A 231-nucleotide genomic window follows, 5' to 3' on the forward strand; every position below is an offset into this window, starting at 1 on the left:
GTCACAGCCACCCCGCACAGCGGCAAGGACGAGACCTTCCGTAACCTGATCGGGCTCTTGGACGAAGGCCTTCACGACATCAACCTGGAGCAGCCAGCAGAACGCAGCCGCCTCGCCGGCTACTTCGTGCAGCGCCGCCGCGCCGATATCCGCAAGTACCTCGACGACGAAACCCCCTTCCCCAAGGACCGGCAAACCAAGGAGGCCGCGTACGCCCTCACCCCGGGTTAC

At 65.4% G+C, this 231-nt stretch carries 1 protein-coding gene; it reads left to right on the forward strand.

Annotated elements, in window-relative coordinates; genetic code table 11:
• A partial coding sequence (locus BN358_RS27215; protein ID WP_198018538.1) for a hypothetical protein occupies positions 1-231 on the forward strand: 231 nt, incomplete at both ends.

The organism is Sedimentibacter sp. B4, assembly GCF_000309315.1.
Lineage (GTDB): Bacteria > Bacillota > Clostridia > Tissierellales > Sedimentibacteraceae > Sedimentibacter > Sedimentibacter saalensis.